Raw genomic sequence first — 25,547 nt, forward strand, 5'->3', positions numbered from 1 at the left:
TGGCAAGACCTTATCTTGTTTTATAGTATAAGAATAATTTTAATTTTCTTTTTATCGCTGATAGGGTTTATAAATATTTTTCAACCGCATAAATAGATTAGAACATGAGTAAAACAGATATTTTTGAACGTTTAAGAAATGGAGAAACCGTTCATCCTGATGACCCACAAGCTTATAAAATGCGCGAAGCATCTTATGAAACAAAAAAGCTTTTGATTCAGATGAACAATTCTTCAGATCCTAACCAAATCCGAGAACTATTAAGTAGGATAACAAATAGCATAATTGATAAAAGCGTGACTGTGTTTACTCCTTTGTACATCAATTATGGAAAACATATTAAAATAGGCAAGAATGTATTTATCAACTTCAACTGTTGCATTTTGGACTTAGGTGGCATTACGATTGACGATGATGTATTCATTGCTCCTAATGTAAACCTATTATCTGAAGGACATCCGGTTTCTCCTAAGGATAGGCATTCATTAAAAGTCGGACATATCCATTTAAAAAAGAACGCTTGGATTGGCGCCGGAGCTATTATTCTCCCGGGTATAACAATCGGTGAAAATTCTGTTGTTGCAGCAGGATCAGTCGTCTCGAAAGATGTACCTGATAATACAATTGTTGGAGGTATACCAGCAAAAATCATAAAAACAATTTGAAAATAGTAAAAAGAAATTGACAGTAATTTGTTTCATGATAAGGATCTGTTAATTAAAATGAGAGACTTAACATCCAACTTTACTGCTTCAATTGACAAAATGATTATGTGAATTATATTGTTAAGAGTTTAATTGAATAATGATCGGTTAAAGAAATTATATTCTAAAGTATATAAAAACACTTTACAAATTTAAATATAAAAAATAGGCTATTATTTATTGAAAAAAATAATAGAGAAAACTTTTTATCAATAAAAAAGTATAATTATAATTCAAACATATTCAGTGGTTCGAAACCATTTTGAGACCTACGATTGAGCTAACCAGCGTGATAATAAAAAATATTCTCCAAAAAGTTGCCGGTTCTTTGAATACAAATATCCCTAACAACACCGTACCCACTGCCCCAACTCCGGTCCATACTGCATAAGCAGTACCTAAAGGAAGGGTTTGTGTGGCTTTAATCAATAGTAACATACTCAAAATCATACAGATTAAAAAGCTGATATACCAATAATACACGGCATTTCCTTGTGAATTTTTTGCTTGTCCTAAACTAAAAGTAAATCCGACCTCAAATAAACCGCCGATAATTAAGAGTATCCAATTCATAATTTTTTATCTATAAGCTTTTATTTTTCGTCACAAAAATAAATAAATATTTATTTTTTTATTAAGTTTTATGAGTTTCTATGTTTTATAATTTATAAATGTGTCTGAAACCACTGGACATTGTGTTCCAAAAGATGAAGTTGATTTTTAAAGATTTCAACCGGCAAAAGAATAATACATACCATAAAGCTTATATTCCTTTATAACTTGTACCTTTCTTACGATAAATTGAAACTCAATTTTGTAGAAAAGATTGTTTTTTTTCTTTAATTTTTAGATTTATCCAAGACAATTTTCAGCCAAGGTGCTCTTTTTCCCTTTTTTTATATTCATCTCTTTTTTCTCTGAGCTGAGTAAAATACAGTCATTAACCTTAAATATTTCTTTGGTAGGTTTGCATTTGGGTGTTCCGTTTGGGTCTTTAGGGGCGGTATAGTTCTTAGAGTTCGGGGCTAATGCTGTGCCTGCTCGGTTCCCCGGTATGGTTTCCATTAACTATTTTAAAGTTCCCTATTCTCTATTAATTAAGTTCTGTATAAATGTTTTATTTTATTTTTATCCTATCATAATATACATATCCTTCTTTTCCCTCTCTGGTTTTTATTAAATACCATTTATCTGATGTATTTAGAACTTCTACTTCTTCTCCGTTTTTGAGCTGTTGAACTATTTCTGATTTTGTGCTTTTTTCTTTGCGTAAATTCGTATAGCCGTCTGGGTCTTGAATGTAATTAACAATAGAAATATCATTGTTATCTAAATTAGATTTATTATTTTCATAAACCTTTTCTGTATACTCTCTTAGCATTTTTAAATTGTAAAAACCATTATTTATAATGCTTTCTTTATAAGCAGGATAATTTTCATAAAAATAATCAATATATCCAGTTATGCCTGATAGAGCTAATTCATTTAATAGAAAAGCTGTTGTATAATTATTATTTTTATAATCATTTGGTGTATCGGCCATTTCCTTAATAATATCAGACAGTGTATAATAGAAATCACCTTGAATTGTTTCTGAAAAAGAATTAATTATTTGATTATTATATTCAACTTTCCTGATTTTTTTAACTAGATGATTTCTTAAAGTATATAGATTATCTTTTTCTTCAAAAATTAATTCCTTTAAAGCAAATTTATTTTTAAAATCAACATTACCAAATACAAATTTTAAAATATTATCATCCTTATCAAATCCAAAAGTTTTTACCAAATCTATAATTAAATCCGGTCTTTCTTTTTTTAACCATAGTAGAGCTGTTTTGCTATCATAAAAAATAAATTGATTGTAATTGAGTAAAGTTAATCCATCTACTTCTCCTTCAAGATTATCTACATAAAGGGCGGGTAAATCTTTAATAGCTATAACGGGAGATAGGCTCTGATCTAAAACTACTGTTGTATCTTTATACTTATTAATATCAAAACTGTAGTAGTATTTTATTTTTTCAATAAATAAACTTATAGAGGGATATTGGTAATTGTACTTTTGAAATTCTTTTTTAATTTGATTCTTATTTTTAGTAATTACTTCATCATAATTAACTTCCAATTCTCCATCCTTATAAACATTATAAGGAGCATTTTCTCTATTGTTTGTATTCATTGTATTTTTATTATCGATTTTATCCTTTTGCCCTTTACATGAGTAAAAAAAGAATATTGTTAGAGTTAAGAAAATATATTTCATTCTTTATAAATTATAAAATTCCTGTCCATTTAATTGTACCAATTTTTGGATCTTCCCAAGTTTCTTCTTTTACAAGACGCTCTTCAATGATTATTCTTACAGGTTTATTATCTTTTAAAGGTAAATCAGTCAAAGTTTCTAAAAGCTCATTGATAATAGTAGTATCTTTCCCAGTAATTGTTGTTAGACAACCAATTGCATATTTAGGACTATATTGATGTATAGCAATCCCACCTCTAATCCCATTAATTCCATTAATTGAAGCAGATGTTCCATTACTACTAATATACATTTTGTATTTTTGTCCAGAAACACCTGGAATTAAGAAATATTCACCCGGAGGAGTTTCATTTTTAGGTCCGTATCTTTTATTTGAATGCTTCCCATATTTTTCTCCATGTGCATCTCTTGCAAGGTATGTACTATAATTAGGTTTAGGTAATTTACTATCCTTTTTTAGTTTTTTATATGATTCAAGGGAAATATCTTTGTAAACATTTGTTTCATAAACAACCCATGATTTTTTTATTTTATTTCCAATTCCAGATATAACAACTATAGTTCCTTTACCATTATTATTACTCTTGTTTACTCCATTTAAACATTCATCTACTTTTAAAATATCAACAGCTTTTTTAAAAAATCTGATTCTTTCATTAAGTCCTTTTAAAGCTGGATTTATTTTTCTAGTAACAGATTTTACACATTCTTCTGATTTTTTTATAGCAACACTATTTATATTATTTTTACCCCAATAAGCTAATGCAGAAGTAATAGCCTCTTTAGGTTTATTGGTTAAATCCAAAGGATTTTTAACCCAATCTACATTAGCTTCATTTCCGATTTTCATATTTTTATTAAAATAATTGGATAGATCTTCATAATTACTTTTCCATGTTATTTGCTTAAAACCTCTTCCCCTATAAGTAGTGCCATCCCCAGAACTAAAACTTCCATTTTTATTCTTATCCTTGTAGACCCAATTAGCTATGTTAATTTGATTTGTTTTAGAAACAGCCACATATCCTTTCGAATTTTTATCCTTAATAGCTCTTCCCCACAACTTTGCCTTTTTCTTCCCTTCCTCTGTATTGAAAGCTCCAAAAGTTAATACTAGAGACTCCCAATAATAGTTAAAATTTTCTTCTGTACTATAAAATTTACTTTCTTGAGCTATCTGTGATAAAAAATGAGCTTTTCTTATACAAGTATTAATACCTACTTTTTTTCTATATTGATTTAAATATGGAATAGCTGCCTTAATTAATGTTTCATCTTTAATTAAGCATTTGCCTTTACTGTCTACACATATATTTTTAATTTCTTCTAATGTTATATCTTTATCGCATCTTGGGCATTTACTTTCCTTTTTCTCTTCTTTTCTATCGGGTTTTCCTGTAGTTACTGCTCGGTTCCCCGGTATGGTTTCCATTTTCATGACCGTGGTATCTACTTCTATGATTCCCGTGCTTTGTATTGGGGTTTTCCCTTTTAATTTTACCCTTACAAAGATTTCATGTTTTCCATCCATAAGTTCATACCAATCTGTCCCGCCTTTTTTATACATTTCTTGAGTCAGCTGAAGAGTTACTTCTTGTTCATCTGATTGCATCTGCACAACCCCTGCGTCCAACTCTTCTCTGCTATAGGTGTCATCTTCGTAAATTGTGTATTCTACATTTTGACCTTTTAAATATTTACCTTCTATTTTCAGTTTTATATATTCTCCGTACGATACTTTTGTTTTATTTTCTGGTATGTATAAACTTACTCTTTGTATTTGTGGCTCTTCAGAAGTGGTCAGTTTTTTGTAGCTTTCTTTTAGTTTGTTCCATCCTTCTTGTATGGCTGAGGTGCCTTTGTATAAAACGGTCTCTTTTCGGAGCGTGGGTTGTGAGGGACGCGGGTTTTCTATTTCTACTCCATTTTCGAATATATATGTGGTTTCTGAATCTTCTAATTGCGCATTTACACGATATTTCTGCCTTTTCTCGCCACTCATCAATAACCTTAGGTCATCAAAATAAAATACCGTTGTTGCTGTGCCTTTCGTACATACTTTTTCTGTTTTTTGGGTTATGGGTATATATTCGGACCCTGCTGCTTTTTCTTCTTTTTTTAGTAGGGTAAATTCTATTTTCTTGCCTACACTGTTGGTTGTATTGGCTACTACATAAAGAGACTGACCTAGTTTCAGTTTCGCATTGCGAGGCAAGGGATTGGTTTTATTGATGTCGTACAAAGATAGGCTTGTGATGGAGGGGGTTGGATTAGATACTACTTTTATGGGCAAAGCGCTGTCATTATCCAGTTCGGGGCTATATAAATAGCCAACTACTCTAATGTCTTTCCCGATGGCTTGTTCGTAAAAGGTAAATTCTCCGATCTCTTTTTGTAGTTTGAGTATATATTTGCCTTCTTTTTGGTAATAAACTGCCCATTTTACTTTTGTGGAATCTCGTTGGTTTTCAGGAGTGCCCGCATACCATTCTGTTACCCGGTATTTTTCTTTTACTCCCGCTTGGGGCATAGTATTGCCGGTTATGGTTTTTACGCCTCTCTTTGCTTCTTTTTTTTCTTGAGGAATTCGTAGTATCTGTCCTTCTTTTAGCTTGGCTATTTCATATCTCCCATTTCCTTGGGGGATGATCTTTATTTCCGGATTTGACTGAATTATCTTATGTTCTTCTACTTTATAATGCCTCGCTATTCCCCACAGGGTTTCTCCTTGTTTTACGGTATGGTTAAGGTAAATATATTCAGGCATGACTTTTATATTTTTTATTAGTTTTTAGAAATAGAAAGTAAGACCTAAGGAACTTATGCTTTACATTCTTATTTCTTATGTTGTTACTTCTTATTTTATTCTACCCAATCTTCTATATCATTAATGATTTCATTTACATCAGTTAAGGGCATCAATTGTTGCAATACCGTTTCATCAGATTTTTCAAAGTGCTGGGAATGGACATCGATAACCTGACCATGAAAAATAATCTTGATACAGCCGCTTCCTCCTACCGGACATTCTGCTGCACTGTCTTCCAACAGAAAACAAGAATCATTTTCTACAATTTTCTGATTGTCTTTATAATCTTTCCATGCGGTTACATTAACCATACAAGGATTCCCATTTTTCTTAGAACAGCTCCCGAAAGTGTTTTTTTAAAAGGTTTGCCCCAGTTCTTTGGTTGTAGCTGCCAGTTTATACAATCCTTCTCCGTCATTCAAATAGACAGATTTTTGGGTTTTAACTAAAAGTTTGTCGGGTGTATTTCCAAAATTACATTGACAAATAGCTCCCTGACATACAAAATATTTTTTGCTCATAGTCTTTTATTAGGTTTCTATCTCTTTTTAGTCATTCATCTATATTTACCAACAGGCATTTTTCTATTATTCATCAAACAACCGCCCCCAAAAACCCTTTTTCTTCCTCTGGTATTTCTGCCATGCGGCTTCTTCGTCAAAATCTTTCTTTTTTTCGGGTATCGGGGTATTTTCCTTTTCTTTTTTATGGATTTTTATACATTGGATTTTTGTCCTAAGGGTATAGCCCTCTTTTTCAGTAATTACGGCTTCTATGTTTTTTATCAGCTTGGTCTTATTATCTAAGGTATAGATATTAGCAAAAGCATCAGGATTATCTATATTTTGTACAAAAATTAAAATAGAGTTGTCTGAATCTTCTAAATTTTCAGAAGATTTAGAAACAAAGTATCCTCTTGTTTCCTCTCCTTTTAGCAAGGAGGGAAGTCTCCATATCTCTTTTTCAGGGGGATTTGTATATTTGGTATACAGGGGTATGCAGTACAAAGATAGAAACCAGTCCTTTTTCAGTTTTTCAAAAACCGATTCCGGAGATTTTAAGGCGTGATTAATACATTCTATATAGCTATTCAACGTCTGTCCGGCATAATTTTTTTTCAGGTCTTCTTGTACCTTTTTCCATTTCTTTAAAATAGATTCATAATCAGCTAACTGAATAGCTTCTCCTTTACGATTCAGTTCTATTTGTAAGGGGGTAAAGATACTGCCTGCTAATGCAGATATTTTTTCTGATATAAGGTCAGTTTCTATCCCATTGATAAAGGTTTTGGTCAGCTTGTGTATGCTGATTACAGCATTTCCTGAAGGAGAACGTTTTTCATATTTTACTCCGGTTGTATATTCTATTTTAGTATTGGTATTTTCTTTTTCCATATCTATGACGACTTCATACTCATGATATAAGGAAGAAAAATCCACCTTTAATACAGGCTCTTTTGAATTTTGAGAGTAAGGGGTAAAAAACAAAGAAACACCATCCATTGTATTATAAAATTAAGAAATATTTATCTTTCAAATATAATTTTTTTTGCTAATTTTAAAAAATTTGAGTGTTTATTTTTTATTCATCCTCTTATTTTGAGGGTTCAAGTGTGAAAGTTGTTGTGTTATGTGAACAAATTTGTTAGTCCTAATTATACCTTAACTATAAAAAAGGCAAAATAAAATGCAGATTACACCGGAACAAAATAACCACTTGCCTACCGATCAACTCCAGATTTTTTAGCAAATTTCAATGTTTCGAATTATTAATACCCCTTAAATGATTAGCTCATACCTTACATTACCGGTCAGATATAAATTATTTAAATGCATTTTCAAGCAATATTTTTTAATCCTATAAAAAATCACTAAAATTGTAACCAATTGATAGTAATCGTATGAAAATAGTAAAATTTGGAGGATCATCAGTCGGTTCCGGTCAAAGTATACACAATGTACTTAATATTCTACAAAACAAATATACTTCAGGAGAAAAATTTATAGTAGTATCGTCAGCAATGGTTGGAGTTACCAATATTTTAACGGAACTGGCAGAAACTGCTTCTAAAGGAAATGATTTTAAAAAGGGACTTATTGAAATTGAACAACGACATTTTACGGTTATTAAAGAAATGATTACGGTAAAAAATCAAAATCCGGCATTTACCCAAATTAAAATTTTTATTAATGAACTGGAAGATCTTTTGCAAGGGGTCTGTAGCTTGAGGGAACTCAGCCTTCAAAGTAAAGATCTAATCTTAAGTTATGGAGAAAAATGCTCCACTTTTTTATTGAGTCAAATAGCCCAACAATATTTTTCGGAGAGTCTTTATGTAGACGCCTCCACTCTTATAAAAACTGACAGTAATTTTGGAAATGCTCGAGTGCATACTTCGGTTACGGAACATTTACTGCAAGAATTTTATAAAAAACATTCCAATCAAGTCCTGTTTTTTACCGGCTTTATTGCCTCCAATGAGAACAATCGGATCACTACCTTAGGAAGAGGAGGAAGTGACTATACGGCTGCAATACTGGCAGCTGCATTGAATGCCGAGGAAATAGAGCTATGGTCTGATGTAGACGGTATGCTGACTGCTGATCCTCGCGTAGTGAAAAAAGCTTTTTCACTTTCTGAACTTTCCTATACAGAAGCCATGGAATTATCTTATTTTGGGGCGAAGGTTATTTATCCCCCTGCCATGATTCCGGCTTTTCGAAAAAAAATACCTATTGTACTGAAAAACACCTTTAATCCTTCTTTTAAAGGAACAAGAATTGAAGAACATACTCACAAGAATACTTACCCGATTCGGGGTATTTCTTCCATAGATGAAATAAGCCTGATCAATATTACGGGAAGCGGAATGATTGGTAAAATTGGCTTCAGCGGCAAACTTTTTTCCTTATTGGCACGTGAACAGATCAATGTAATCCTTATCACCCAATCGTCTTCCGAACACAGCATTACATTTGCCATTGAGCCGAAGGATGTACAAAAGGCTAAACAATTGTTCAACAGCGAATTTGAATTAGAGCTGGAAACCAATAAACTAAACCCACTTGTCGTTGAAGAAAACTTATGCGTATTAGCCATAGTTGGTGAAAATATGAAGCAAACCCCGGGCATATCCGGTAAGCTCTTCCAAGCTTTAGGACGTAACGGGATCAACATACATGCCATTGCACAAGGTTCATCTGAGTATAATATTTCGGTGATAATTAAACGTAAAAATATATCCAAAGCCCTCAATGCGGTTCATGATGCATTTTTCACTCAATTAACCAAAACGCTGCATGTATTCAGCATAGGCACCGGAAATATAGGATCCACCCTGTTACGACAAATTGAGGCTCAAAGTAACTTTTTACGTAAAAATAATGGTATTGAGGTAAAAATATCCGGAATTGCAAATTCCAGAAAAATGGTCATTGATGAAGAAGGAATTGATCTAACTCAATGGGAAGAAAGAATAAACGGTGGAGAACCCTCCGATATGGAAACATTTATCCAAAAAATAAAATTTTTGAATCTTTCCAACTGTATTTTTGTAGATAATACGGCAAGTCCTGTTACCGGAACGTATTATAAGGAGCTTTTTGAATCCAATGTTTCAGTAGTTACTTGCAACAAAATTGCCAATTCATCTTCCTATAAGGAATATAAAGATTTAAAAGATACTGCCAGAAGAAGAGGAGTAGATTTCTTTTATGAGACGAATGTAGGAGCCGGATTACCAATCATACGAACTTTAAAAGATCTTATGACCAGCGGGGACAGAATCATTAGAATTGAGGCAATTGTAAGCGGTACTATTTCTTATATCTTCAACCATTTTATCGGCGATATATCCTTTTATGAAGTAGTCAAAAAAGCACATAAGTTAGGTTATACAGAGCCGGATCCTCGTGAGGATTTGAGCGGAAAAGACTTTATGCGTAAAATGATGATTCTTGCACGAGATGCCGGTTATAAAATGGAAGAAAACGATATTAAGTTAGGAGCTATCCTTCCTGAAAGCTGTATGAATGCTTCTTCTATTGACGAATTTTATGAAGAATTGAAAAAATCTGATTCTTATTTCAACGAGTTGAAAGAAAAAGCTGAAATGGAAAATAAAGTATTACGCTACATCGGAAAATTGGAAAATGGAAAAGCTTCTGTCAGTTTGGAATTGGTTGATGCTTCTCATCCCTTTTATAACCTAACGGGAAGTGATAATATTATTTCTTTTACCACGGAACGATATAAATTTAATCCTTTAGTAATAAAAGGACCGGGTGCAGGTGCAGAGGTTACCGCAGCAGGAGTTTTTGCTGATTTAATTAACGTGGGATCCAATTAATAATTAAAGAAACATAATTCACTTTTACTAGTGGATTTTATAGGATTTTAATTTACGAAAAATTACAGACTTAATATTACCACGAATTAATTTATAGGTTTAACATATCGACTTTTTTTGAAAAATAAAAGGTATAAGAAAATATTTAAACAAGTTGGACGTATATATCAACGAAATAGTATTATTTTTTATAGTATTTTCAACCCAATAAACATATTGTTTAAAAAAAGTCAGGCTTTTGATATCAAACATAATTAGCTTACATTTGTCGAACTAAAAATGGAACGTTTTCAAATTTCGATGAAAGAAAAAGATAGTGTACATGTATTTGCTCCGGCGACTTCAGCTAATTTTATTTGTGGATATGATGTGTTAGGTTTAGCATTAAATGAACCGGGAGATGAGGTATATTTAAAACGCGTAGACAAACCCGGAATAAGAATCACTAAAATAATCGGAGATCAAGGGCTTTTACCCACTCATCCGGACAAAAATACGGTCAGTGCTTGTGTGAAAATGATTCTCGATTTTTTGGGTAAAAAAAATTACGGAATTGAAATTGAACTTCATAAAAAAATGCCTATCGGCAGCGGTTTGGGATCAAGTGCTGCAAGTACAATAGCCGGTCTGTTTGCAATTAACCGACTTTTAGGAGAACCAATGTCTAAAAAAGAATTATTGCCTTTTGCTCTAAAAGGTGAAGAACTGGCTTGTGGACATGGTCACGCCGATAATGTAGCACCTTCCCTAATGGGGGGAATTACCTTAATCAGAAGTTATCATCCGTTGGAAGTGATCAACCTTCCTGTTCCTCCGGAACTTTGCTGTTCCATTATTTTCCCTCATGTAGAAGTTCAGACTCGTGCAGCAAGACAAATTTTAAAGAATAAAATTGAATTAACAGACGCCGTTTCACAATGGGGAAATATTGCCGGCTTGATAACAGGTTTATTTACGGAAGATTATAATTTATTATCCAGAAGTCTTCAAGACAAGCTGATTGAACCCACCCGCTCCATACTGATACCGGAATTTGAAGCCATGAGAAAAATTGCTATGGAATGTGGGGCTTTAGGTTTTGGAATTTCCGGTTCCGGACCTTCGGTAGTTGCTTTTACTAAAGGAATCGATACGGCAAAAACGATTACAATAAAACTTACAGAACTTCTTAAAGATCACGAAATAGAAAGCAATGGTTACTTCTCATTCATAAATACTGAGGGTGCAACTGCCCTTTCATAAATCACATCATATATAATCTACTCTATCATGAAACTATACAGCACTAATAATAAAAATCTTAACATTTCTTTTAAAGAAGCCGTATTTACAAGCTTTCCTTCTGATAAAGGATTGTATATGCCTTTACAAATTCCAAAGTTATCGGATCTCTTTATTCGGCATATTACGGAATATTCTTTCCAGGAAATGGCTTTAGAAATTGCCCACTCTTTTATTGGAGAGGATATTCCTAAAAAAGACTTAGAAAGAATTATAAATGAAACTATCAGTTTTGATGCTCCTTTGGTGTTATTAGAGGACAATCTGGCGGTATTAGAATTATTTCACGGCCCCTCTTTAGCATTTAAAGATTTCGGTGCACGTTTTATGAGTCGACTTATGGCATATTTATCCGATAAAAACGATAAAATGCTGGACATTCTGGTAGCTACTTCGGGTGACACAGGAGGTGCAGTTGCCTTAGGTTTTTTAGGTGTTGAAGGTACCAGAGTAACTATCTTATACCCAAAAGGAAAGATCAGCGAAATACAGAAAAAACAATTGACCACTAATGGGCAAAACGTAAGAGCCCTCGAGGTAAATGGAACTTTTGATGACTGTCAAGCTTTAGTTAAAATGGCTTTTAATGATCCTGAGCTTAACTCAAAGCTAAGATTAACTTCAGCTAATTCCATAAATATTTCACGGTTACTGCCTCAAACTTTTTATTACCTCTATGCTTACGCACAAGCGGTTAAAAAAAATAAAAAAAATATAGTTTTCGTAGTTCCCAGCGGAAATTTCGGTAATATAGGTGCCGGATTACTTGCCTATAAAGCCGGTCTTCCTGTAAAACATTTCGTTGCGGCTACCAATGTAAACGATACGGTTCCCGTTTATCTACAAAAAGGTTTGTATGAACCCAAACCATCTGTACAAACTTTATCCAACGCTATGGATGTGGGTAATCCAAGCAACTGGGTACGTATTACCGATTTATTTAATGAAAATTTAGATTCATTACGTAATTTTATATCTGCTTATTCTTTTACCGATTCTGAAACCATGAGCGGCATTAAAGAATTATATGATACATATAACTACATAGCCTGTCCTCATACGTCAGTGGCTTATTTAGCAGCCAAGAAATACAATCAACCGGAAGATTTCACCTTATTTTTATCTACGGCTCATCCCTGTAAATTCATGGATGTATATCCTGAAAATTTAAAAAATAAAATTAGTATACCGGAGCAAGTAAAACAGCTTGACTACAAAAAAGGTTCGGCTATACCTCTCGAAAATAATTTTTCCGATTTAAAAACATTTCTTATGAATAAGTAACATGATATGCAATATATTAATGCTTACATAGAAATGAAAATGGCAGATATAGAGAAAAATAAAATTCACATAACATTTTAAAAAATTCCTTATTATATTTGCATACAGAAATTTAACATAAATGAATTCATTATTATTTATACTACTTTCTGTATCTATTTACTTTCTTTTTTCTCTTCTATTTAAGCATATAGTGCTACAAGCCTCTTTTCGAATTCATTGTCAAAAAAATAATAAATACGCTAGATAATCATGAAATATAAAAGAATACTTTTAAAGTTAAGTGGAGAAGCTTTAATGGGAAATCAACACTATGGAATAAGCTCCGAAATTCTTCAAAGTTACTCTAAACAGATCAAGGAAATTTCTGAAATGGGAGTAGAAATTGCAATAGTAATTGGTGGCGGAAATATATTCAGAGGTGTTGCGGGTGTTGCTACCGGTATTGACAGGGTTCAAGGGGACTATATGGGCATGCTTGCTACTGTCATTAATGGAATGGCTTTACAAAGTTCATTGGAGGCTATGGGCGTACATACTCGTTTGCAAACTTCAATAAAAATGGACCAGATAGCTGAACCTTTTATTAAGAGAAGGGCCGACAGACATTTGGAAAAAGGAAGAGTTGTAATATTTGGTGCCGGAACCGGAAACCCTTATTTTACTACCGATACAGCTGCTACTTTGAAAGCAATCGAAATTAATGCTGAAGTCATCTTAAAAGGAACTCGTGTAGATGGTATTTATGATACCGATCCTGAAAAAAATAAAAATGCAGTAAAATTCAATAGCATTTCTTTTGATGAAGTTTATAAAAAAGGCCTCAAAATCATGGATATGACAGCTTTTACCTTAAGTCAGGAAAATTCACTTCCTATCATTGTATTCGATATGAACAAAGAAGGAAATTTAAGAAAAATTATAGAAGGTAAAGAAGTTGGTACTTTAGTTTCTATTTAATTAATTAATATTTTATATTTGCAAGGCAACGTTATCTGAAAATTATGGAAGAAATAAACTTAATTATTGATACAACTAAAGAAAGTATGGAATCCTCCCTAAAGCATTTAGAATCTGCTTTTAATAAAATACGAGCGGGTCGGGCTAATCCTCTCATGCTTCAAAACATTTTAGTTGAATATTACGGAACTCCTACTCCTTTGTCTCAGGTTGCCAATATTTCCGTTCCCGATGGTATGACTTTAAGTATACAACCTTGGGAAAAATCAACTTTAAGTGCCATTGAAAAAGCTATTTTTCAATCTAATTTAGGCTTTACACCTAATAATAATGGTGAAAATATAATTATCAACATTCCTCCTTTAACGGAAGAGAGAAGAAAAGATTTGGTTAAACAAGCAAAAGCCGAATGCGAAAATTCTAAAGTAGGTATTCGTAAAGCGAGACAAGAAGCTAATGCTGACATAAAAAAGATAGAAAGTGCTTCTGAAGATGAAAAGAAAAATGGAGAGGAGCAAATACAATCCTTGACAGATAAATATGTAAAATTGGCAGAAGAACATCTTTCCCATAAAGAGAAAGAAATCATGACCGTATAAGGCCGTAACTGCATACTTTTAAAATACTAAATCGGTTTCTTTTTTTAAGAACTGATTTTTTTTATCTTTGAAGTCATAGATATGTCAAAAACAATAAGTGTCATCGGATTAGGTTTGATTGGAGGGTCTATGGCTCTGGACCTTAAAAAAAGCGGCTTTGCATCCAAAATTATAGGGGTTGATAAGTCTAAGTTTCATGAAAAACAAGCTATGGAATTATCGATTGTCAATACCATAATGCCTATAGAAGAAGCAATTCGTGCGTCAGACTTAACAATTCTTTCCACCCCGGTAGATGCAAGCATGAAACTTCTACCTCATATATTGGATATACTACCTTCAAATTCTGTACTTATGGACGTTGGCAGTACCAAATCCTCTTTGATAGAAAAAGTTAAAGATCATCCCAATAGAAAATTTTATGTTCCTTCTCACCCGATGGCAGGAACGGAATATAGCGGTCCATCTGCTGCCTTTCACGGTTTGTTTAAAGATCGGGCGGCCATCATATGCAATTCCGAAGATTCATTTCCAAAGGCGGTTCACCTTGTTTCCGAAGTATATGATCATTTAGGCTCTCGTCTAATCCTTATGGATGCTGAAGCTCATGACGAGCATGTGGGCTATGTATCCCATCTTTCTCATGCTATTTCCTATGCTTTGGCGGTATCTGTACTTGAAAAAGAAAAAGATGATGCTGCTATATTCAATTTAGCTTCCGGAGGTTTTGCATCCACTGTCCGATTAGCTAAAAGTTCCGTTGATATGTGGCTTCCTATCTTTGAGCAAAATTCCAAATATATTTTACCTATCTTAGATACTTATTTGGATAAGCTCACAGAATTTAAATCTTATCTGGAAAGAGGAGAAATGGAACATTTATATGAGTTCATAAAAGAAGCGAATCGAATAAATGATAAATTAGAGAAAAAATAATTCTTAAGTAATTAACTTTAGCTATTAAAAGTTTTATTTTTCTTACATCTTTATTATCTTACTATTTTTCCATTCAACTCCAAATAGATGAATTTAGTATGTATTTACTAATCCGTATTTCTATTAAAATTAAAACATAAGCAGTTATTTAAAATAACCTAATTTTCAGCAATTTATAATTTAAAACGCTTTCTTTTTATATATAGGAACTGTGCTGCAAGCTTCTCCAAACATTAGGGATGAGACAACCGGCTTAAGTTTTTGAATAAGTTGTAAATATGCATTTTGAGGAACAGGCTTACGGGAACAGCCTTTAATAATAATTTTTTTATCTTGATAGATTTCGAGATCCATTTTTTTTATAATTTCAGTATAAATATCTCTCTCAAGATCCTCCAATGAGCCAAATGATACTAATTTTGCAACTCCTGTTAAATAAGTAGCGATTAATAAATAAGACCAAGAAGGTACAATGGCATCAGAGGTGCAAGTTACTGCAACATAAGTATTTTCATATATTTTCCAATCCAATTTTGAAAGATTCTCTCGAAATTCCTTTTCTCTCAAAATTAAGCCTTCATATAAATAGTCTTTTAAGTCGAATAATACTCTTTTTTCCTTGGGATACACATCTTCTAAATCTAGAGTAATGAGTCCACTTTTTTCGATTTTATTAATTATTTCATCCATGGTATTTTTTTATGTACTAATTTTCATTTAATAAATCGGGTCTTCTTTCTTGTGTGTGTTTATATGACATTTCTTCTCGCCATTCATCAATCTTTGCAAAATTTCCACTCAAAAGTATTTCCGGAACTTTCAAGTTTTTATATTCTTCCGGACGGGTATAAACCGGGGGTGCCAATAAATTATCTTGAAAAGAATCGTATAGAGCAGATGTTTCGTCATTGAGAACTCCCGGTACCAATCTAACGATGGCATCTACTAGTACACAGGCTCCTAATTCCCCCCCACTTAATACGTAGTCTCCTATAGATATTTCACGGGTTATAAATAAATCTCGTACTCTTTGATCCACACCTTTATAATGTCCGCAAAGAATAATTATATTTTCCTTTAATGAAAGCGCGTTGCAAATTTTTTGATTTAATGTTTTCCCATCGGGGGTCATATATATAATTTCATCGTATGATCTTTCGGATCGTAATTGGGTAATGCATTGGTCTATCGGTTCGATCATTAAAACCATACCGGCACCTCCTCCATATTGAGTATCGTCAATCTGTCTATAATTTCCCTGTCCATATTCACGTAAATCGTGGAAATATATTTGTACTAATCCTTTGTCTTGAGCTCTTTTCATGATAGATTCCTCTAAAGGACTTTTTAATAATTGGGGTACTGCACTTATAATATCTATTCTCATACATTTTTTATTAGGCAATAACATCGACACAAAATTAGTACTAAACTACTAATCGTATCAACTTGTGATTATAATTAAAGTTGTTTGTCTGCTATTTTGTCAATATAACAAACTTTACAATATTTTATTGATTCATTTAATAAATATAAATACTATCTTCATTTGTATATAGCTGTTAACGAACTATTGATTACTATAATTTTCTATCTGTAAATTAAAAGAATTTATACGCTTTATCTATTTTTGCAGCCTACTTGCTAAGAAAAAAATAAAATATAGTTATTATTATTTATTGAATTAGTTTTATGAGCTGAATGATGATTTATATACTATACTAATAATCCAATCCCTGGATTTTACTTAAAAAATTTCCATCTGGGTACTATGGGAACTAAAGCAAAACCTATAAATAAATACAGGCCATTGATTGCGTCGAGCTCTTCAAATCCTAAGGACAAATGAAATAAAATATCAACTAGTAAGGTTATTCCAAAAAGATAAAATCCCTTTTTTTTTAAATTAAATGTGCCTATAGACCCAATAATCATAAGTATTCCTAAAAAGATATTTAAAATAAAAAACCAATGATCAGCACCGGGAAAATAAATTTTCATCAAGCCTAGAATTCCGAGGAAGATAGGTATAAACCCCATAAAAGTCATGTACAGACAAGAAAAAATAAATGCCACTGATTTTTTTTCTCTTACTTCAAAATATTCTTTAGGGCGTTTCCCAAAAATTTCTTCATCACTACTCATATTTTTTTATTTAGTAACTTAAGTAAATATACAACATTTTATAACGAGATATAATAAATACAGGAGGAATAATATTCCTCCTGTAAATCTTTATGAATGTATTTTTTGTAATAATTTTAAAATAAAAAATCGTATCCTTTTAAGCTAAGTTTCTGATATTTTTCTTCATCAAATTTATACAATTTTGCTGATTTTCTTGACGAAGAATTATCAGTTAAGCCTGTTTCTACAATCAATTGAGAATTAACAATTTTTTTTCTAAAATTCCTTTTATCCATTTCTCGATTCAATGCGGTTTCATACAATTTTTGTAATTGCGATATGGTAAAATGCTTCGGTAATAAATAAAATCCTATGGGTCTTCTTTTAACTCTACGCTTTAACCGTTCTTTTGCATAATCAATGATTTCATTATGATCAAAAGCTAAATCTGGAATTTTAGAGTATGCAACCCATTCTTCATCTCTCTCTTTAGAGTATTGAAGAAGCTCATCATCTAATTTTACCGTTGCATAATAAGCAATGTTAACTACTCTTCCTAATGGATTATTAAAAACTTTTGCAAAAGCTTTTAGCTGTTCAACAAATATGTGGTCTTTTTGTGTATGTAAGAATACTAATTTTTCTACATTAGAATCAATACCCTCATGGGCTTTCACATAGACAGAAGGAAGATGCGGAGCCCCTGGAAAGGGTCCTTTTTTTGTGTCATTACTAAGTAAAATACGCAGCATTTCACCATCAAAACCAAATAAAACCAAAGAAACAGAAATTGCTACTTTAAAATAAATTTCTTTTTCTTCGGGAAGCATTATTTTTATTTAAACAAGGCATCCATTAATCGGTTTTGATCATTCAAGCTTTCTTCTAAAGAAATCATACTTTCCGTTCTTAATACATCGTCAATATCATCTATTTTATAAATAACATTTTTTGCATCTTCAGCATCTTTAGCGCTAATTTTACAATAAATATTGTATTTCCCGGAAATTACATTAGCTGTAGTTACATTGGGTATAGCAGCTAATTTTTCCAGTACACTTTGGGTTTTACTTGATTTGGTCAGTAAAATTCCGACATAAGCTATAAAACTGTAACCTAAAATATTATAATCAATATTTAAACAAGTCCCTTTTATAACCCCCACATCTTCCATCTTTTTTACTCTTACATGTATAGTTCCGGCGGATACATCCATTTTTTTTGCAATTTCAGTAAAAGGCATTCTGGTATTAATAGACAAAAATTGTAAAATTTTCTTATCAGTTTCATCTATATAAAATTTCTCTTTCATGGTAAAAAACTTTATTGTTTGTTAATTTAATTTATCTTTATTTTACAAATATATAAAATTAATCTTCAACCAATACATGTTTTTATATAAATTCTTTAAAATATAAACAAATTCGCTACTAAATGAACAATTCCATACATTGATTTTAAGTATAATTAATTTTATTTTTATCTTTGTTATCATATTAATTAATAATAAGATAATTTTTTTACTATTAATAATTTAGTTGTGAAAAAAATTGTAAAAGAAATAAAATTATTTTTTATAGGTAAATCTCCTGAATGTAAAAAAGGGACCGCAATCTGGAAGGCAGAACTTTATGAAATTATTTTTGAATCTGATACGGTAAAAGGTAAAATATTTGACATTATTCTTCTCTTTTTCATCACTCTAAGCACTCTAATTATTATGCTTGAAAGTGTTCCGGATATAAGTTCTAAGATTGGCTTTTGGCTTTATATATTGGATTGGTGGGTTACTATCTCTTTTACAGTTGAATATATTTTAAGAGTATCCAGTGCAAAAAAAGCGAGAAAATACTCAACCAGCTTTTATGGAATTATTGATATATTATCTATAATTCCTACCTATTTAAGTATCTTTTTTGTACAATCTCATTATTTAGCCATTATACGTATACTAAGGCTTTTACGAATTTTTAGGATTTTTAAAATGGGTACTTATATCGATGAAAGTAATTCTCTTTTAATCTCATTACGAAAAAGTAAACGTAAAATTTTCGTATTCTTATATTTCATAATAATTACTACTCTAATTTTAGGTTCTTTAATGTATGTGATTGAAGGGGGACAAAATCGAGAAAGTTTTTCAAGCATTCCTCAGTCTATGTATTGGGCTGTAGTTACACTGACCACAGTTGGTTATGGAGACGTAGCTCCCGTAACCGTTTTAGGTAAAATTATTGCATCCGGTATTATGATTTTAGGATATTCTATTATTTCTGTACCGGCAGGTTTGCTTTCTGCTGAATATACCAGACAAAAAAAAAATCAATTAAACTGCAAAAAATGTAATTTTTGTAATACCATAACTAACGAAGCTGATGCCATATACTGTAAACAATGTGGACATAATTTGAATATGCCTGCAAAAAATAATGAAACAAACAGTTGATTTTAAATTTATAATATATCATGTTTACAGACGAATATTATATGAAAATTGCTTTACAACAGGCTAAGGATGCATTTAAAAGGGATGAGGTGCCGGTAGGAGCTATTATTGTTAGTGATAATAAAATTTTAGCTAAAGCATATAATTTAACAGAATTATTAGTAGATGTTACGGCTCATGCAGAAATGCAAGCCATTACTGCCGCCAGTAATGTTCTGGGTGCAAAATATCTTACTAATTGTATTTTATATGTAACTCTAGAACCTTGCACTATGTGTGCCGGTGCTTTATATTGGTCTCAAATAAGTAGGGTAGTTGTTGGGGCTTCAGATGAAAAAAGGGGGTTTCAATCCAAAGGTTTATCTCTTCATCCCAAAACCGAATATGTATCCGGCATCTTGGAAGATGAATGTGCTTTATTATTAAAAAATTTTTTTGGATCAAAAAGATAGCTGTTTAGTTTACTACCTAAAAAATAAGTTAACAATTGAGTAAACTATCATTGCCAATATGGCACTAACCGGAATGGTTAAAACCCATGCCCATAATAACTTAATGGTAATTCCCCAACGCACGGCAGAAACTCTCTTAACTAATCCTACACCAATAATAGAACCGGTTATAGTATGAGTCGTACTAACCGGAATTCCCCAATGTTCACTCATAAACAAGGTGATTGCACCGGATATTTCTGCGGTTACTCCTTCTAAAGGTGTTACTTTAGTAATACGGGTTCCCATGGTTTTAATTATTTTCCATCCTCCAGACATGGTTCCTAATGCAATTGCTATAAAACTGCTGATGGGCACCCACCAATAGTCGGTAGTGAAATGCTGAAATCTTTCCGCACTAGTCATATTAACATATTCTGTAGAGTGTGCAATATTCACTTCATAGAAGATAAAGGCTGCTCCAATAATTCCCATTACTTTTTGCGCATCATTACCTCCATGACCTATACTGAAAGCTGCTGAAGACACCAATTGTAATTTTTTAAACCATTTATCTGCTTTGTAAGGATTGGCATTTCTACAAATATTCATAATGAATAATGTAATAATTGAAGAAACAATCATTCCTATTATAGGAGCAATGAATATAAATAAAATGATTGGTATGACTATAGGATAATTGACTACCGTCTCTCCTGCTTTGCTAAATCCTCCCACATGAGCAACAGCTGCCCCTATGAATCCCCCAATTAATGTATGGGAAGAAGATGAAGGAATACCGGCCCACCAGGTAAATAAATTCCATATTATAGCAGCTACCAATCCGGAAAAGATTACTTCGAGAGTAATAAAATTTTCATTAACAGATTTTGCTATAGTATTCCCGATTTTAAATTCTCCAACAATATATAAAGAAACAAAATAGGCAACAAAATTAAAAAATGCTGCCCACAAAACTGCCTGAAAGGGAGTTAATACTTTTGTCGATACAATGGTGGCAATTGAATTTGCCGAATCATGAAAACCATTAATATAATCAAATATTAATGCTAATATGACAATGGTTACTAGTAAAGTCATGAAAAAAGGTTATGAATATTTAACTAAAATAGATTCTATGATATTAGCTGAATCTTCACATTTATCTGTAACGTCTTCTAAATATTCCAACACATTTTTCAGTTTTATAATATCTAATACATCTCTTTTACTTTCAAACAAATCCCCCATTTCTTTACTAAAAAAATCATCAGCAACATTTTCTATCCTATTTATTTCTACGCAAGATGCCAATACTTCTTTAGGCTTCTTAAAGTTTCTAAGGTTATAGATAGCTTTCTGTAGCTCTAATACGCAATCATATATAAGATTTGCAAATGTATAATATGCCGGTATATAAGGAGATTTGTATAGTAATATATATTTACAGGATGCGAATAAGATATCAGCAATGTCATCAAGTGCAGAAGTCAACTGATGAATATCTTCACGATCAAAAGGGGTAATAAAATTTTTACCTAATTCTATAAAAATATTATGAGACAACTTATCATTAGCATGTTCATAATCTTCCATTTTCTTATAAAATGCTTCAGTTATAGTTTCTCGTGATTTCATTCCTTCTACCATATCCTTCGACATGGAAGCCAGATTATCAACAACCTGTTCGAATAAAGAATAGAAAACCTTATCTTTCGGTTGAAATAACCTAAAAAATGCACTAATACCCATAGTTTGCTTTTTAGTTTACTTTATGTAAGCAAATATATCGAATTTTAAGTTAACCCATATATCTTTTTTTAAATTATCCGATTTTCTAGCTTATGTATTTGTTTTAGAAGCTTATCCAACATTATAATCTGTTTAAATATTTCTAATCTTCTTTTTTCTGATATATTTCCTGAACTTAATTCTTTAGCTAAATTTTTATTCATTTCTGTAATTCTTATCGCTTTGTACTTAAGTATTACATCTTTTGTATTTTTAGATAGATTCTGCTCTAATGTTGGAACATAAATTTCTTTAAGTTCCCAATTATTACTTATTGAATATTTTTTCAACAATTTTCCTACGGCAAATTCTGTAATATCAATCTCTTGGGATTTAACAAAATACTCTCCTGTTCTTAATTGATTATTTTCAATACCTTCAATGATTTCCAAATAAATTTTATTGTAAAACTCTACAGTAAATTGTAAATCATCTTCATTAAACCTGTGAACAATTTCTTCTATTACAGTAGTAGTATAGGGTTCTTCCTCTTCAACATAGTTTATTACAATTTCATGGTCTCCATAAGAAAGCATCAACTCAAGAATATCTTCTTCAATTTTACAGATAAAATCAATTTCTTCTTGTTGAGATTTATTAACAGGCTGCAATACTGCTTGTTGTTTTTTATTACGATCTCCTGATTGAACGTTTTGCTGTGTTAATTGAGCTAATTCACTAAATAGAACTTGCTCTGAAATATCCAATATTCTTGAACATTCTTTTATATAGATCTCTTTTTGAATAAGATTTTTTATTAAGGCTATACTTCCAACAATATCTCTAATTAAACTGGCTTTTTTTATGGGATCACCCTTAGTTTCTTTTAATAAAACATCGGTCTTGAATTGAATAAAATCTTTACTGTTTTCTTTAAAAAATATTTTTATTTCATCAGCCGTGTGTTTTCCTGCAAAACTATCCGGATCTTCACCCTCTGGAAACCGTAATACTTTAACATTCATTTCTTGATTAAGAATCATGTCAATACTTCGAAAAGAAGCTTTTATTCCTGCTTGATCTCCGTCATATAAAACAGTAATATTATTGGTTAACCTTTTTATTAACCTTATTTGTTCGACGGTTAAGGAAGTACCTGATGAGGCTACTACATTTTTAATACCATTTTGATAAAGAGAAATTACATCCATATATCCTTCCACCAAAAAACAATTATCTTCTTTAATGATAAAAGATTTTGCCTGAAATAAACCATATAAAATTTGACTTTTATGATATATTTCACTTTCAGGCGAATTTATATATTTAGCCGTTTTTACATTATTTTGCAGAACCCTACCTCCAAATCCTAATACTCTTCCCGAAAAACTATGAATTGGAAATATTACTCGTTCTCTAAATCGATCAAATCCTTGGTCCGAACTCTCTTTAAAAATGGCTAAACCGGATTGCTCAAGTATTTCTTTTTTATATCCTTTATTAAATGCAAAATCAGTAAAAGCAGCCCAATCTTTAGGTGAATAACCTAATTGGAATTGTTTTATAATGTCGTCCCGTATACTTCTTTCCCTAAAATAAGATATTCCTATATTAGCGCCTTCTTCGGTATTCCAGAGTTGATTTTGATAATATTCATTGGCAACCTCTGATAATTGATAAAGACTTTCTTTATTTAATTGTGTTTCTTTTTGAATCTCAGACAGCTCTTTATTATCTTCTTCAATTTCGATATTGTATTTTTTAGCCAGATAACGTAAGGCTTCCGGATAGGTATAATGTTCTTGTTCCATAAGAAAGGTTACTACATTCCCTCCTTTACCGGATGAAAAATCCTTCCAAATCTGCTTGGAAGGTGAAACCATGAACGACGGCGTTTTTTCGTCAACAAATGGACTTAATCCTTTGTAATTGCTCCCTGATTTTTTCAGATTAATAAAATCCGATATTACTTCTTCCACTCTTGCCGTAGAGAAAATCTTATCTATGGTCTCTTTAGAAATCATAGATACAAAAATACGTTAATTTAAATTTCCATTTTTGAAAAAAATCTTTATATGATTACTTTTAAGTTTTTAAATACTTATTTATTCACCGATATTTTAATACCCTATATACACAAGTATAAATGTTTACCAATTAGATTTTTAATTGGCTATTTAAATGACTAAAGACTTCAATTATATTGCCGTCAGATGCTTTTTTTATTTATATCCTGATAAGCCATTGATAAATAAAATTAATTTTTACCTAAAAACAAAGAGCACCTGATTAAAATCAGGTGCTCTTTTAAAATTATATTTTTTTAAACTACTTTTTTCTTGATGATTTATCTTCATCTGAAGAATTCCAAATCTTGATTTTATCCTTTTTAGAAATACCTTCAACTTCAACATATATTCCGTCTGAAAGTCCCGGCTTTACATAAACTTTTTTGAAACTACCGTCAGATTGCTGAACTTCAACAAAAGATTTCTCCCCATCATACTGCATTAAAGCTTCTCTCATTGCTAGAATATCCTTTCTTTCACTTAGAATTACTTCAGCATTGGCACTATATCCTGCACGAATGTAAACTCCCTCAGGAATAATAATATCTGCTTTAATTTCGTACTTAACAGCTCCATTTTCTTCTTTACCTTGAGGTGAAATAAAAGTTAACACACCGTTTATATCTTTATCTTGAAGGGCACCGATAATTATTTTTAATTTCATTCCTTCATGCATTTTTCCTGCATCAGACTCATCCACCTTACCTTCAAATATCATCTTACTAACATCTGCAATACTTGCAATAGTTGTTCCTGCGTTAAAAGTATTGGCTTCAATTACTTGATCTCCTATTTCTACAGGCACCTCTAGAGCTTGACCGTTTGCGGTAGAACGAACTTGGATACTGGCTAAATCTTCTAACCCCGAAGTTATACCTGTTTTAGCAATATCGTAATCTTTCTGTGCCTGATTCAAATTTTGTTTTGCAATTTTATATTCTGTTTCTGCACTTTCGTAATCCTGCTTAGATATTACTCCTTGTTCAAATAATAATTTTTGACGATCGAAAACTCTTTTCTGATTGGATAGTTTAATTTCAGCAGAATTTATATTCTGCATGGCAGTATTTACCGTTGATACTACAGGTACAACTTTAATCGTAGCCAATAATTGCCCTATTTTTACTTCATCGCCTTCTTTAATATAAATCTCTTTTATAATCCCAGAAATATTAGGTTTGATTTCTATCTTTTCTTTGGGATTAATTTTTCCGGTTGCCACAGCTTTTTGCTGAATAGTCATAGTAACCGGAGACTCTGTCTCAAACTTATCATTAGATCGTGTATTAGTTATTATTACATACCATATACAATACAACAAAAGTGCAATAAAAGCAACAGATAAAACTATTTTTAGAACCTTATTATTCATGACAACTAATTTCATTATAATTTGTATTATGATAACAAATTTTGTTACGTAAAAATCACTTTTTTTATGTATTTTTTTTATTCCTCGTTTATCTTAACTGTAAATATATAATTTTTTTTCATTTATCTTACATAAAATCAATACCAAACAAGTAAGCCATTTTAAATTCGAATAACTTTTTCTT

24 protein-coding genes and 1 pseudogene are annotated in these 25,547 nt (G+C 31.6%); 9 read left to right on the forward strand and 16 right to left on the reverse strand.

Annotated elements, in window-relative coordinates; all coding sequences use genetic code 11:
• Positions 1–104: 104 nt before the first annotated feature.
• Complete coding sequence (locus tag ASC36_RS00675; RefSeq protein ID WP_055424555.1) at positions 105–665, forward strand: sugar O-acetyltransferase; 561 nt, start codon at positions 105–107, stop codon at positions 663–665.
• A 282-nt stretch (positions 666–947) separates the two neighbouring features.
• Here the strand turns inward: ASC36_RS00675 and ASC36_RS00680 are convergent, their stop codons facing one another.
• From ASC36_RS00680 to ASC36_RS00705, 7 genes and pseudogenes are all read right to left on the reverse strand, one after another.
• Positions 948–1,277, reverse strand: a complete 330-nt coding sequence (locus ASC36_RS00680; RefSeq protein ID WP_055424556.1) for a DMT family transporter — start codon at positions 1,275–1,277, stop codon at positions 948–950.
• Positions 1,278–1,556: 279 nt separating this feature from the next.
• The gene (locus ASC36_RS00685; RefSeq protein ID WP_055424557.1) at positions 1,557–1,769 is read right to left on the reverse strand and encodes a hypothetical protein; all 213 of its coding nucleotides are present in this window, start codon (positions 1,767–1,769) and stop codon (positions 1,557–1,559) included.
• A gap of 52 nt (positions 1,770–1,821) precedes the next feature.
• Positions 1,822–2,886 (reverse strand): SH3 domain-containing protein, encoded by a 1,065-nt coding sequence (locus ASC36_RS00690; RefSeq protein WP_167336859.1) that lies wholly within the window; start codon positions 2,884–2,886, stop codon positions 1,822–1,824.
• Between the two features lie 94 nt (positions 2,887–2,980).
• Positions 2,981–5,737 carry a LysM peptidoglycan-binding domain-containing protein gene (locus ASC36_RS00695; RefSeq protein ID WP_055424559.1) on the reverse strand — a complete coding sequence of 919 codons (2,757 nt, stop codon included), beginning with the start codon at positions 5,735–5,737 and terminating at the stop codon, positions 2,981–2,983.
• A 95-nt stretch (positions 5,738–5,832) separates the two neighbouring features.
• Positions 5,833–6,117, reverse strand: a pseudogene (locus ASC36_RS11005) (PAAR-like protein); the annotation flags it as partial.
• 18 nt (positions 6,118–6,135) lie between these two features.
• Positions 6,136–6,300, reverse strand: coding sequence for a DUF4280 domain-containing protein (locus ASC36_RS11010; RefSeq protein ID WP_245630710.1), 165 nt, complete (start codon positions 6,298–6,300; stop codon positions 6,136–6,138).
• Between the two features lie 66 nt (positions 6,301–6,366).
• Positions 6,367–7,281 (reverse strand): hypothetical protein, encoded by a 915-nt coding sequence (locus ASC36_RS00705; RefSeq protein ID WP_055424560.1) that lies wholly within the window; start codon positions 7,279–7,281, stop codon positions 6,367–6,369.
• Between the two features lie 398 nt (positions 7,282–7,679).
• Here ASC36_RS00705 and thrA point away from each other — a divergent pair, with 398 nt between their 5' ends.
• The 6 genes from thrA (at position 7,680) to ASC36_RS00735 (ending at position 15,187) form a co-directional block, all read left to right on the forward strand.
• Entirely contained in the window at positions 7,680–10,127 is a 2,448-nt protein-coding gene (gene thrA / locus ASC36_RS00710; RefSeq protein WP_055424561.1) for a bifunctional aspartate kinase/homoserine dehydrogenase I, read from the forward strand.
• A gap of 279 nt (positions 10,128–10,406) precedes the next feature.
• On the forward strand, positions 10,407–11,369 hold the full coding sequence (locus ASC36_RS00715; RefSeq protein WP_055424562.1) for a homoserine kinase: 963 nt from the start codon (positions 10,407–10,409) through the stop codon (positions 11,367–11,369).
• A 27-nt stretch (positions 11,370–11,396) separates the two neighbouring features.
• On the forward strand, positions 11,397–12,692 hold the full coding sequence (gene thrC, locus ASC36_RS00720; protein ID WP_055424563.1) for a threonine synthase: 1,296 nt from the start codon (positions 11,397–11,399) through the stop codon (positions 12,690–12,692).
• Between the two features lie 252 nt (positions 12,693–12,944).
• Complete coding sequence (pyrH, locus tag ASC36_RS00725) at positions 12,945–13,652, forward strand: UMP kinase (RefSeq protein ID WP_055424564.1); 708 nt, start codon at positions 12,945–12,947, stop codon at positions 13,650–13,652.
• A gap of 44 nt (positions 13,653–13,696) precedes the next feature.
• Positions 13,697–14,251: a ribosome recycling factor gene (frr, locus tag ASC36_RS00730; protein ID WP_055424565.1), complete on the forward strand. Its 555-nt coding sequence runs from the start codon at positions 13,697–13,699 to the stop codon at positions 14,249–14,251.
• Positions 14,252–14,332: 81 nt separating this feature from the next.
• Entirely contained in the window at positions 14,333–15,187 is an 855-nt protein-coding gene (locus ASC36_RS00735; RefSeq protein WP_055424566.1) for a prephenate dehydrogenase, read from the forward strand.
• Between the two features lie 180 nt (positions 15,188–15,367).
• Here ASC36_RS00735 and ASC36_RS00740 read toward each other — a convergent pair whose 3' ends face one another.
• The 5 genes from ASC36_RS00740 to ASC36_RS00760 all read right to left on the reverse strand — a co-directional run bounded on the left by ASC36_RS00740 (position 15,368) and on the right by ASC36_RS00760 (position 18,626).
• Positions 15,368–15,877, reverse strand: a complete 510-nt coding sequence (locus ASC36_RS00740; protein WP_055424567.1) for a DUF2480 family protein — start codon at positions 15,875–15,877, stop codon at positions 15,368–15,370.
• A 16-nt stretch (positions 15,878–15,893) separates the two neighbouring features.
• The gene (gene trmD, locus ASC36_RS00745; protein WP_055424689.1) at positions 15,894–16,574 is read right to left on the reverse strand and encodes a tRNA (guanosine(37)-N1)-methyltransferase TrmD; all 681 of its coding nucleotides are present in this window, start codon (positions 16,572–16,574) and stop codon (positions 15,894–15,896) included.
• 356 nt (positions 16,575–16,930) lie between these two features.
• Entirely contained in the window at positions 16,931–17,332 is a 402-nt protein-coding gene (locus tag ASC36_RS00750; protein WP_055424568.1) for a hypothetical protein, read from the reverse strand.
• A 116-nt stretch (positions 17,333–17,448) separates the two neighbouring features.
• Positions 17,449–18,144 carry an NUDIX hydrolase gene (locus tag ASC36_RS00755; protein ID WP_055424569.1) on the reverse strand — a complete coding sequence of 232 codons (696 nt, stop codon included), beginning with the start codon at positions 18,142–18,144 and terminating at the stop codon, positions 17,449–17,451.
• A gap of 5 nt (positions 18,145–18,149) precedes the next feature.
• Complete coding sequence (locus tag ASC36_RS00760; RefSeq protein ID WP_055424570.1) at positions 18,150–18,626, reverse strand: Lrp/AsnC family transcriptional regulator; 477 nt, start codon at positions 18,624–18,626, stop codon at positions 18,150–18,152.
• Between the two features lie 228 nt (positions 18,627–18,854).
• Between ASC36_RS00760 and ASC36_RS00765 the strand changes: the two genes are divergently transcribed.
• Together ASC36_RS00765 and ASC36_RS00770 are read left to right on the forward strand one after the other, a co-directional pair.
• The gene (locus ASC36_RS00765; RefSeq protein WP_245630711.1) at positions 18,855–19,760 is read left to right on the forward strand and encodes an ion transporter; all 906 of its coding nucleotides are present in this window, start codon (positions 18,855–18,857) and stop codon (positions 19,758–19,760) included.
• Between the two features lie 20 nt (positions 19,761–19,780).
• Complete coding sequence (locus ASC36_RS00770; protein WP_055424571.1) at positions 19,781–20,212, forward strand: nucleoside deaminase; 432 nt, start codon at positions 19,781–19,783, stop codon at positions 20,210–20,212.
• A gap of 12 nt (positions 20,213–20,224) precedes the next feature.
• Here ASC36_RS00770 and ASC36_RS00775 read toward each other — a convergent pair whose 3' ends face one another.
• The 4 genes from ASC36_RS00775 to ASC36_RS00790 form a co-directional block, all read right to left on the reverse strand.
• The gene (locus ASC36_RS00775; RefSeq protein WP_055424572.1) at positions 20,225–21,292 is read right to left on the reverse strand and encodes an inorganic phosphate transporter; all 1,068 of its coding nucleotides are present in this window, start codon (positions 21,290–21,292) and stop codon (positions 20,225–20,227) included.
• Between the two features lie 9 nt (positions 21,293–21,301).
• Entirely contained in the window at positions 21,302–21,943 is a 642-nt protein-coding gene (locus tag ASC36_RS00780) for a DUF47 domain-containing protein (protein WP_055424573.1), read from the reverse strand.
• 68 nt (positions 21,944–22,011) lie between these two features.
• The gene (gene dnaG, locus ASC36_RS00785) at positions 22,012–23,946 is read right to left on the reverse strand and encodes a DNA primase (RefSeq protein ID WP_055424574.1); all 1,935 of its coding nucleotides are present in this window, start codon (positions 23,944–23,946) and stop codon (positions 22,012–22,014) included.
• 304 nt (positions 23,947–24,250) lie between these two features.
• A complete protein-coding gene (locus ASC36_RS00790) occupies positions 24,251–25,378 on the reverse strand; it encodes an efflux RND transporter periplasmic adaptor subunit (protein ID WP_055424575.1) in 1,128 nt (375 codons plus the stop codon).
• Between the last annotated feature and the right edge of the window lie 169 nt (positions 25,379–25,547).

Source organism: Apibacter mensalis, assembly GCF_001418685.1.
Lineage (GTDB): Bacteria > Bacteroidota > Bacteroidia > Flavobacteriales > Weeksellaceae > Apibacter > Apibacter mensalis.

Bases quoted from the DNA above. Each gene is read 5' to 3' on its own strand.
- ASC36_RS00675 (WP_055424555.1), top strand. From the start codon at position 105: ATGAGTAAAACAGATATTTTTGAACGTTTAAGAAATGGAGAAACCGTT.
- ASC36_RS00680 (WP_055424556.1), bottom strand. From the start codon at position 1,277: ATGAATTGGATACTCTTAATTATCGGCGGTTTATTTGAGGTCGGATTT.
- ASC36_RS00685 (WP_055424557.1), bottom strand. From the start codon at position 1,769: ATGGAAACCATACCGGGGAACCGAGCAGGCACAGCATTAGCCCCGAAC.
- ASC36_RS00690 (WP_167336859.1), bottom strand. From the start codon at position 2,886: ATGAATACAAACAATAGAGAAAATGCTCCTTATAATGTTTATAAGGAT.
- ASC36_RS00695 (WP_055424559.1), bottom strand. From the start codon at position 5,737: ATGCCTGAATATATTTACCTTAACCATACCGTAAAACAAGGAGAAACC.
- ASC36_RS11010 (WP_245630710.1), bottom strand. From the start codon at position 6,300: ATGAGCAAAAAATATTTTGTATGTCAGGGAGCTATTTGTCAATGTAAT.
- ASC36_RS00705 (WP_055424560.1), bottom strand. From the start codon at position 7,281: ATGGATGGTGTTTCTTTGTTTTTTACCCCTTACTCTCAAAATTCAAAA.
- thrA (WP_055424561.1), top strand. From the start codon at position 7,680: ATGAAAATAGTAAAATTTGGAGGATCATCAGTCGGTTCCGGTCAAAGT.
- ASC36_RS00715 (WP_055424562.1), top strand. From the start codon at position 10,407: ATGGAACGTTTTCAAATTTCGATGAAAGAAAAAGATAGTGTACATGTA.
- thrC (WP_055424563.1), top strand. From the start codon at position 11,397: ATGAAACTATACAGCACTAATAATAAAAATCTTAACATTTCTTTTAAA.
- pyrH (WP_055424564.1), top strand. From the start codon at position 12,945: ATGAAATATAAAAGAATACTTTTAAAGTTAAGTGGAGAAGCTTTAATG.
- frr (WP_055424565.1), top strand. From the start codon at position 13,697: ATGGAAGAAATAAACTTAATTATTGATACAACTAAAGAAAGTATGGAA.
- ASC36_RS00735 (WP_055424566.1), top strand. From the start codon at position 14,333: ATGTCAAAAACAATAAGTGTCATCGGATTAGGTTTGATTGGAGGGTCT.
- ASC36_RS00740 (WP_055424567.1), bottom strand. From the start codon at position 15,877: ATGGATGAAATAATTAATAAAATCGAAAAAAGTGGACTCATTACTCTA.
- trmD (WP_055424689.1), bottom strand. From the start codon at position 16,574: ATGAGAATAGATATTATAAGTGCAGTACCCCAATTATTAAAAAGTCCT.
- ASC36_RS00750 (WP_055424568.1), bottom strand. From the start codon at position 17,332: ATGAGTAGTGATGAAGAAATTTTTGGGAAACGCCCTAAAGAATATTTT.
- ASC36_RS00755 (WP_055424569.1), bottom strand. From the start codon at position 18,144: ATGCTTCCCGAAGAAAAAGAAATTTATTTTAAAGTAGCAATTTCTGTT.
- ASC36_RS00760 (WP_055424570.1), bottom strand. From the start codon at position 18,626: ATGAAAGAGAAATTTTATATAGATGAAACTGATAAGAAAATTTTACAA.
- ASC36_RS00770 (WP_055424571.1), top strand. From the start codon at position 19,781: ATGTTTACAGACGAATATTATATGAAAATTGCTTTACAACAGGCTAAG.
- ASC36_RS00775 (WP_055424572.1), bottom strand. From the start codon at position 21,292: ATGACTTTACTAGTAACCATTGTCATATTAGCATTAATATTTGATTAT.
- ASC36_RS00780 (WP_055424573.1), bottom strand. From the start codon at position 21,943: ATGGGTATTAGTGCATTTTTTAGGTTATTTCAACCGAAAGATAAGGTT.
- dnaG (WP_055424574.1), bottom strand. From the start codon at position 23,946: ATGATTTCTAAAGAGACCATAGATAAGATTTTCTCTACGGCAAGAGTG.
- ASC36_RS00790 (WP_055424575.1), bottom strand. From the start codon at position 25,378: ATGAAATTAGTTGTCATGAATAATAAGGTTCTAAAAATAGTTTTATCT.